We start from the raw sequence: 8,405 nt of genomic DNA on the forward strand, positions 1-8,405 counted from the left end.
GCCAGACCTATAAGGCGCTCTGCAGCGCGGGAAAGCCCGCGAAAGTCGCGATCACCGCCGTGATGCGCAAGCTCCTGATCCTCGCAAACGCCCTGATCCTAGAGGCCGTTTCGCGGGATATGTTCATGCCAGACCTCTTCATGCACGATTTCCTTGTTCTGCCATGCACGCAGGCTTGCCTCAATGCGAAACTCTGACGCCGTGGAGGTCAGTCGCGTGGTCGTCTCGGTGCGGATGTTCCAGTTCTCGCGCTGCATTTCGTGGGTCCATGTTACCACCCCCTCGGCCGAGAGCGGATCATCGGGCAGTATGGAATAGTGTTCGACCCCTTCCGCGGAATGGGTGATCCCGTGTTCGGTGATGTGTGCGGCGCCTTCATGATCGCGCACATCAATGATCAGGCGGCCGGTATCAGCGTCCTCGGACAGCACCCATTCCGATTGCGGCGGTGTCTCAAAGCTGACATCGAGCGGCTTACCCGCGCGCGGCGCGGCAAAGGGCGGCGCGGGCTCTGGCCGGTTGGCGCGCAGTGGCAGTGACAGCGTGGTTTGCGCTGTGTCAACCTGAAGCGTGACAAGCGCGGGCGTGGGCCAGGCCAGAGGGAAGTAGCTGGTCGACAGACCCAGCCGGATGCGATGCCCGGCGCGGAAGGTCTGCGCGACATGCTTCATCGGCACATTCACGGTATAGCTTCGCCCCGGCTCCAGAGGTTCGGGGTGCTCGTGGCTTTCGCGATGCGTCAGGTTGAACAGGCCGTAGCTGACCCGCGTCGCGGCGCCGTCGGGAGCCACATCCATGAGCCGCAAGGCGACCTGCGCCACGGGTTGATCGACGGTAAAGGTCAGCGTCAGGTAGGGATCACCCACCATGTGCAGCGACTCTGACAGCGGAGCGGTCTCGAATGTCAGGCTGCCGGCATCGTCGCGGCGCTGATCACCGGGTTGGTCGCCGATATGCGCATAGGAACACCACTTTCCGCCATGTCGCCCGACCCAGAGCGGTGAGTTGATCGACCGCACGCCACTCGGCATATCGCCGTTGGTGGCCAGTGTGCCATCCGCTCCAAGCGCGAAGGCCGTGCGGGTGATGTCGGGCGAGGGCCAGACGGGCTCGGTGGTCCAGTGCCCCTCGCGATGGGTGTAATGTGTGGCCGGGCGGGCGTGATCCTGCAGGAAGACTCGCAGCGGCGCTTCGTCCATAATGCCGGTATCGGTGCCCTTGAGCCAGTGATCCCACCAACGGGTTTCCTCGGTAAGCCAATCTATGGCCGGGCCCGGCTCGCCGACATGCGGATACTTGTGCGACCACGGCCCGACGATGCCCTTGACTGGACCGGGCAGGTTCTCGACCATTCGGAAGACCGAACGGCAATAACCGTCGGCCCAGCCGCTGACGGCGTAGACCGGGATCCGCACGTCACTGTAGTCCTCGCAGATCGAGCCATGTTTCCAGAAATCGTCGCGGGTCTGATGCTCCAGCCAGGTCTTCAGCCACAGGCCCGACCCGCGCAGCCGCGCCAACCACATCCCACGCCAGCGGTCGCCCACGTGCACCGGATCGGGTGGAAGGGTGTTGATGCCGAACATCACAGACCCCCAGGACAGTTGATCGCACAAGAGAGTGCCCCCCATGTAGTGGATGTCGTCGGCATAGCGGTCATCGGTGGAACAGATCGTCACGACCGCCTTCAGTGCGGGTGGCTGAAGTGCCGCCAGTTGCAGGCCGTTGAACCCGCCCCAGGAAATGCCGACGATGCCCACGCCGCCATCACACCAAGCCTGATCGGCGATCCAGGTGATCACGTCGCAGCCGTCCTGCAATTCGATCTCGGTATATTCATCCGTCATCACGCCTTCGGATTCGCCGGTGCCGCGCAGATCGACGCGGACGTAGGCATAGCCGCGCGCCGCCATCCATGGCGCGCGGGCATGATCACGCTCCAGCGTCTTGTCGTTCTTGCGGTAGGGAATGTATTCGAGAATTGCCGGAACTGGCGCGGTGTCCGCCCCCTCGGGCATCCATATCCGCGCGGCCAGACGCGTACCGTCGGGCATCGTGATTTCAGTGTGCTCGATCTCACGGATCTCGGCGGGCAGGGGATGGTCGATTTTCATGGGGCGTGGTTCCGGACTGATACTGGGGCGGACAGTGAAGCGAACGCGCGCGATGTCTACCGCGCCCTTGCTGCCTTATTCGACAATATCGGTGAATTCGTAATTCAGCCGCTTCATCACCTGCTCGTAATTCCACAAGAGCTTGGACTGTTTGCCCGCCCCCATCCAGACAGAGGCGACGGCGTAGCTGTAGGCGTCCTGTTCCGGCAGGTTCGACAGTTTCATGCCGCGTGTGACGTAAGAGGCGATGCGTGTACCTTCGACCTGCTCGGCGGCCACCTCGATCTCGGCGCGCGACGGTGCGCGGGCGATGGTAGCGTCGTTAAAAAAGACCCGGTAGAAGAACTCGGCCGCGACAGTCTGCGGCCCTTCACCCTGCGGCATATCCGGCTTGCGCCCCAGCCCCAGATCAACGGTGACCTGCTGATGGCTGACGCCATCGACCATCTCGAAGAGGTCGCAATGCGATTGCGCGATGCGGGTGTTGATCTCGAGCAGCCAGATCTTGTTCTGAACCTCGTCCCAGTAATACTCGATGTTGAAACCGGCATTGTCATAGCCGATGTGCGTCATGATCTTGCGGGTGATCTCGTTCATCTCGTCCTGCACGCGGCGCGGCAGGGTCGAGGGGTAGAGATAGTAGAAAAAGCTGAGAACCTGCGGATAGCGGATCGAATCCACCGTGCCATAGGGCACCACCTCGCCCCCGTGGACATAGCCCTCGACCGTGCATTGCCGCCCGCCGATCACCCGCTCGGCCATGCAGTAATGGCCCTCGATTGCCTTGATGTCATCGGGCAGGTCGGCCTGATCCAGCACGTAATTGAACGGCTCGGAGATCTGGTCGATCTCGGCGCGGAAGGCGGAGATGGCGTAGTCAAAATCCTCGGGGCTGTCGATGCGGAAGCCGAGACGCGAGCCCGAGGACTTGATCGGCTTGACGAAGAACGGAAAGCGCAGATCGGCCTCGCCGATCTTCGACAGCGCGTCGTCGTCGAACGGATCGAAGGCGGTGAAGGTCGGGGTGTGGTCGGGCACGATCTCGGCCATTACCTTGCGCGACCAGTACTTGTGCTCGCATTTCAGCAGGCTTTCCAGTGAGGCGTTGCGGGTGCCGTATTTCTTGCACAGCAGCGGCAGCATGGTGGAAACCGGAAAGTCGATATAGCCGACGATCGCGTCGATCGAGCCGTCAAACGTATCGAGCGTTGCCTCAGCCTCGGCCAGCATCGCGGGGATGTCGAATTCCTGTGTGTCGGATACTGCCTCGGATGTCAGCAGCGGATGAAAGGCGACATCCTCAACGCCCCTGAGCCGCGTCAGACGCTCGGCATTCAGGGCGTTCATTCCGACGACGAAAACGTTCTGTATCATGGTCGTGGTCCTTTACTGTCAGATCGCGCGAAATGCCTGTGCGCGGCTTTTGTCGCCGCGCGGCCCTTTCGGGTCATGGCTGGGCCAGATCGGCCTGAACTGGGAAACTGCGACCCTTGAGCCGGTCGGCCGTGCCCTCGATATCATCCACCAGCAACAGCAGGAAATCGCCCGGCTTGGCCTCTGCGATGGCCGCGCTCACGGCCTCCTGCTCGCTCATGATGACATGAACCGCGCAATCCGCCTTGGCCCCCTCGGCCCCACCCTTGATCAACTGCGCCACCTCGCCTTCGGGACGACCACGCGCGTCGGACTCGTAGACGTAAAGGACGTTGCACATCGAGGCGAGTTGCCCACCGAGTGCTTCCAGATCCTCGTCACGTCGGTTGCCCGGCGCTGACGAGACCCCGATCCTGCGTTGCTGGGCCAAGCCGTTGACCAGCGGCTCAAGCGCCTCGAGCGCGGGCACGTTGTGGCCATAGTCGATCAGGCATTTGACGCCGTCGGCCTCGAAATAGTTGGTCCGTCCCGGCATCTGTGCGGGTGTCGGGTGGAAAGTCAGAAGCCCGGCGCGGATCGCTTCGAGATCCAGACCATAGGCCAGGGCAACACCCGTCGCGGCCATCGCGTTCTGCACGTTGAAGGGTGCGTGGCCCTCGAAGGCGATCGGCACGTCGTTGACCGCCACGACATCCATCACCACCTTTCCGCGCAGGATAACGATGCGACCGTGCCTCACGGTGACGACCATGCGCATCTCGCTCAGATGTTGGCGCAACGCGGGATTGTCGGGGTTCATGGTGAAATAGATGATCTCGCCGCGTGCCCAGTAGGTGCCATGCTCCATCACCAGCGGATCGTCAGCGTTGAGCACGCAATAGCCGCCCTCGCGCTTGACGGCATCCACGACCACCGTCTTGCAACGGGCCAGCTCGTCCAGCGTGTGGATGTCGCGTTCGCCGAGGTGATCGGATGCAATATTGAGCAGAACGCCCACATCGCATTCGTCAAAGCCCAATCCACGACGCATGATGCCACCGCGTGCCACTTCGAGCACGGCGTGCTCCACCGTGGGCTCGCGCAGCACCGTTTGTGCCGCCGTCGGGCCGGAATAGTCGCCGCGCAGGATCACGTGATTGTCGATCTCCACCGTCCCGGTGCAACCCATGCCGACAGAATATCCCGTCTGTCGCAGGATATGCGTTGTCAGGCGTGTCGTCGTGGTCTTGCCGTTGGTGCCGGTGATCGCGGTGATCGGGATGCGGCCATTGTCGGTCGGATCGGGAAACAGCATGTCGACCACATGCTCGCCCACCGGGCGCGGGGTGCCGTGGGTGGGTGCCATATGCATCCGGAAACCGGGCCCGGCGTTGACCTCGACCACGCCTGCGGATTGCTGATCGAGCGGCTTGGTCAGCGTTTCTGCCAGGAGGTCGATGCCGATCACGTCCAGCCCTACATGCCGTGCGATCCGTTCCATCGTGAACTTTATATCGGGGTGCACCTCGTCTGTCAGATCCGTCGCCGTTCCGCCGGTCGAGATATTGGCGGTGGATTTGAGAAACACCATTTCGTTTTCGGGCGGCACGCTGTCGAGTGTGAGCCCAGCCTGCTCCAGCATGCGATGCGTCTGTTCATCGACGTGGATCTGCGTGAGTAGGTTCTCGTGTCCGACCCCGCGACGGGGATCCTCGTTCGCCTTGTCGATCAGCGCCTTGATCGCCGATCGCCCGTCCCCGGTGACATGTGCGGGGCGGCGGCGCGCGGCGGCAATGAGCTTGCCGCCGATCACCAGCATGCGGTGATCCTCACCCTTGATATAGCTTTCGACGATCACCGCGTCGGAGCCGTCGCGCACCCGGGCAAGGGCCGCCTCGTAACCCGATTTCAGATCTTCAAGGCTTGAGATATCCGTCGTCACGCCACGCCCGTGATTGCCTGAAAGCGGCTTGGTTACGACCGGCCAGCCGATCCATTCGGCGGCCACTTTCACTTCATCCCAGGAATAGCAGGTCCGGCCCCTGGGCACCGCCACGCCCGCATCGCCGAGGATCTGCTTGGTCCAGTCCTTGTCGTCGGCGATGGAGTGGCCGATGATCCCCGAGGCATCGGTCACCGTGGCCTGGAACCGGCGCTGTTTCACACCGTGGCCCAATTGCGTGTAGCTGGTGCCCTCCGTCAGGTTGTACCACGGGATGTTGCGCGCCTTCGCGGCATCGACGATGGACCCGGTGGAGGGACCGAGCGCGTTGGCGTCGCGCACTTGCTTGAGGTGGTTGATGATCGGGGCGAGGTCCACATGCCCCCCGTCATAAAGCTTGCGCACGATCCCGACCGCGGCCTCGCCCGCCGCAAGGCCCGTCGCCTCGTCGCGGTAGCGATAGACGACGTGATAGATGCCAGTCTCGTAGCTGTCGACGGTCTTGCCATAGCCGACCGAAAAGCCGACGAGGTTCTGCAACTCGATTGCCAGATGCTCGACCATATGGCCCGCATAGGTTCCATGACGCACCCGCTGCAAGAAGCCGCCGGGTTCTCCCACCGAGCATCGGTGCTCGTAGATCGTGGGAAACACGGCCTGCAACGCATCCGCTATCCCCGGAACCTCGTCGCTTGGTCTGTCCTCGAGGTCATCGATGTCGAGCCGCATGTAGATCGCCTGGTAGCGGCTATAATAGTTCGGCCCGCGCAGTGCGCGGTGCTCAAGAATACGCATTCTTTTTCTCCGCCTTGCTTGCCCCGAGCTCGTCCTTGCTCAGGATGCGCCGGTCTGTCAGGCTGTAGGCGTTGCCGTTGACGAGCGCATGCATGATGACGTTGTGGACGCTCACCGCCTCACCTTCCGCCAAGTCGAAAACATTCGAGCCGGTGATCCCGGAACTGTCAACGAGGATCACGTGACCGGGTCCGAAGGCGTGGATTATGCCGTCATCAAAGAGAACCGCAGCATCTTCGCCTAGGCCCAACCCAAGATATTCGGGATTGGTCGCGCCCACTTCCATCAGGCGAGAGAAGCGTCCCCGTTCAAGAAAATGTGTATCGATGATCACTCCGTCGATCAGACCAAAACCCGCAGTCATCCTCACCGCGCCCTTGCGCAGCGAATCGACCGCATTCCCACCATACACCATTGTGGTCGACTGACAGGCAGCCCCGGCGCTTGTGCCGGCGATGACCCCTCCGTCCTCATACCGATTGCGGATGGCGGTCAAGGCGGCGGATCCGCCGAAAATGCTGGTCAGGCGCATCTGATCGCCGCCCGAAATAAAAATCACGTCGCTTTGTTTGATCATGTCGATCATCGCCACATTCGCGGCATCTGCCCGTTCGCGGATCCGGATATCCATGACCTCACTGGCGCCAAGCCGTTCAAAAACCTTGCAGTATACCGCGAATACCTCATCGGGGATGCTGCTGGCCGTGGTGATCACGCCGACCCTGGGATCGGGCTTTGGCGCGAATTTCAGCACTTGGCGCAGGATGTCGGTCTCCGAGTCCTTGTCCTCGGCGCCGCCAATGGCAACAAGCTTGCCGCGTGGCGCGGGGTGAATCGGCATGTTCATCAAGGTTCTCCAGTCCACTATAGACAGTATCTACATATTGTGGAATTCATCGCGACACAAACAAGATTGATTGTGGGCGGCTTCAAGCAACATGTGGCTGTCATGGCGTAACGTGACAAGACCGGCCTAAAACTCAGGTGGGCCTTGGGCGGTGAGCAGAGGAATACGGACATGACAACAGGTTTCGCCTTGGCCATTCACGGAGGCGCCGGGGTTGTGCCACGGGCGCATATGACGGCCGAACGCGAAGCGGCGTGCCGCGCTGCGCTGTCTCGGGCATTGCGCGCCGGTGAGAATGTGCTGGTGGCGGGTGGCGCGGCGCTTGACAGCGTGACCGCCGCCGTTTCGGCGCTTGAGGACGAGCCATTGTTCAATGCCGGGCGTGGGGCGGTCTTCACGCGTGATGGCACGCATGAAATGGACGCCGCCATCATGGACGGGCAAAGCCGCCGCGCCGGGGCGGTGGCGGGCATTGCCGGACTGCGCAGCCCGGTAAGGCTTGCCCGCGTGGTGATGGAGCAGACAGACCATGTCATGATGATCGGCGAGGGCGCACTCGCGCTTGCGCGCGACGCGGGTCTTGGCTTTGAGGAGGACGCCTATTTCTTCACGCAGGAGCGGTGGGACAGCTTGCAGGAGACCCTGCGGATGCAGGCGGACGGAACGCTTGACAATGATCCTTCGCGTCGTCACGGAACGGTTGGGGCCGTGGCCCGCGACCGTGATGGCAACCTCGCGGCCGCCACCTCGACCGGCGGGATGACCGCCAAGCGTGCGGGTCGCGTAGGTGACAGCCCGATCATCGGCGCGGGCACATTCGCAGATAACGCCACCTGCGCGATCTCCGCCACCGGCGACGGCGAGGCGTTCATCCGGCGCGTCGTGGCGCATGAGATCCACGCCCGGATACGCCATGCCGGTCAATCGCTGGCCGATGCCGCCGAACATGTCGTGCAGGTCGATCTGGCCGCGCATGACGGCTCGGGTGGGTTGATTGCAATCGACTGTGACGGAAACATGGTCATGCCCTTCAATTGCGATGGCATGTATCGCGGCAGCGTCCGGGAAGGCGCGCCAATGCAAACAGCGGTCTATGAGTGACCCGACGACAATATCGCAACCGGCGGTTTCGGACCTCTTCGCCGTTTTCAACGTTTCCATTTGTTCATGAGCAATGATCTGCGGTCTTGAAAAAGCTCCATTATCCGTCGGGTATGAAGACATCACAGATTTCACCGATGGTCTCGATGAGCTGGGTGAAGTTTCTCACTGAAATAGAAACACTCCCTTAATCAGGCTTCACCGTGTTGACAAAGTGGGGAACGTTCAACGCCGGTCCCGTACCCTCCGCCAC

5 protein-coding genes are annotated in these 8,405 nt (G+C 62.0%); 1 reads left to right on the forward strand and 4 read right to left on the reverse strand.

The features are described from left to right. Positions 1-98 precede the first annotated feature (98 nt). From ACESL9_RS15875 to ACESL9_RS15890, 4 genes are all read right to left on the reverse strand, one after another. On the reverse strand, positions 99-2,114 hold the full coding sequence (locus ACESL9_RS15875; RefSeq protein WP_372615226.1) for a CocE/NonD family hydrolase: 2,016 nt from the start codon (positions 2,112-2,114) through the stop codon (positions 99-101). A 75-nt stretch (positions 2,115-2,189) separates the two neighbouring features. Beyond that, a complete protein-coding gene (locus ACESL9_RS15880; protein WP_372675166.1) occupies positions 2,190-3,488 on the reverse strand; it encodes an acetyl-CoA carboxylase biotin carboxylase subunit family protein in 1,299 nt (432 codons plus the stop codon). 73 nt (positions 3,489-3,561) lie between these two features. Then, positions 3,562-6,204 (reverse strand): cyanophycin synthetase, encoded by a 2,643-nt coding sequence (gene cphA / locus ACESL9_RS15885; RefSeq protein WP_372615228.1) that lies wholly within the window; start codon positions 6,202-6,204, stop codon positions 3,562-3,564. Continuing rightward, complete coding sequence (locus tag ACESL9_RS15890) at positions 6,191-7,051, reverse strand: cyanophycinase (protein WP_372615229.1); 861 nt, start codon at positions 7,049-7,051, stop codon at positions 6,191-6,193. Before ACESL9_RS15890 ends, cphA begins: the two co-directional genes overlap by 14 nt. 171 nt (positions 7,052-7,222) lie before the next feature. Here ACESL9_RS15890 and ACESL9_RS15895 point away from each other — a divergent pair, with 171 nt between their 5' ends. Continuing rightward, positions 7,223-8,152 (forward strand): isoaspartyl peptidase/L-asparaginase family protein, encoded by a 930-nt coding sequence (locus ACESL9_RS15895; protein ID WP_372615230.1) that lies wholly within the window; start codon positions 7,223-7,225, stop codon positions 8,150-8,152. Positions 8,153-8,405: the final 253 nt, after the last annotated feature.

This window comes from Aquicoccus sp. (assembly GCF_041686535.1).
Taxonomy (GTDB): Bacteria; Pseudomonadota; Alphaproteobacteria; order Rhodobacterales; family Rhodobacteraceae; genus Aquicoccus.

Coding starts and splice junctions, on each gene's coding strand:
- ACESL9_RS15890 (WP_372615229.1), bottom strand. CDS start 7,051: ATGAACATGCCGATTCACCCCGCGCCACGCGGCAAGCTTGTTGCCATT.
- ACESL9_RS15875 (WP_372615226.1), bottom strand. CDS start 2,114: ATGAAAATCGACCATCCCCTGCCCGCCGAGATCCGTGAGATCGAGCAC.
- ACESL9_RS15880 (WP_372675166.1), bottom strand. CDS start 3,488: ATGATACAGAACGTTTTCGTCGTCGGAATGAACGCCCTGAATGCCGAG.
- cphA (WP_372615228.1), bottom strand. CDS start 6,204: ATGCGTATTCTTGAGCACCGCGCACTGCGCGGGCCGAACTATTATAGC.
- ACESL9_RS15895 (WP_372615230.1), top strand. CDS start 7,223: ATGACAACAGGTTTCGCCTTGGCCATTCACGGAGGCGCCGGGGTTGTG.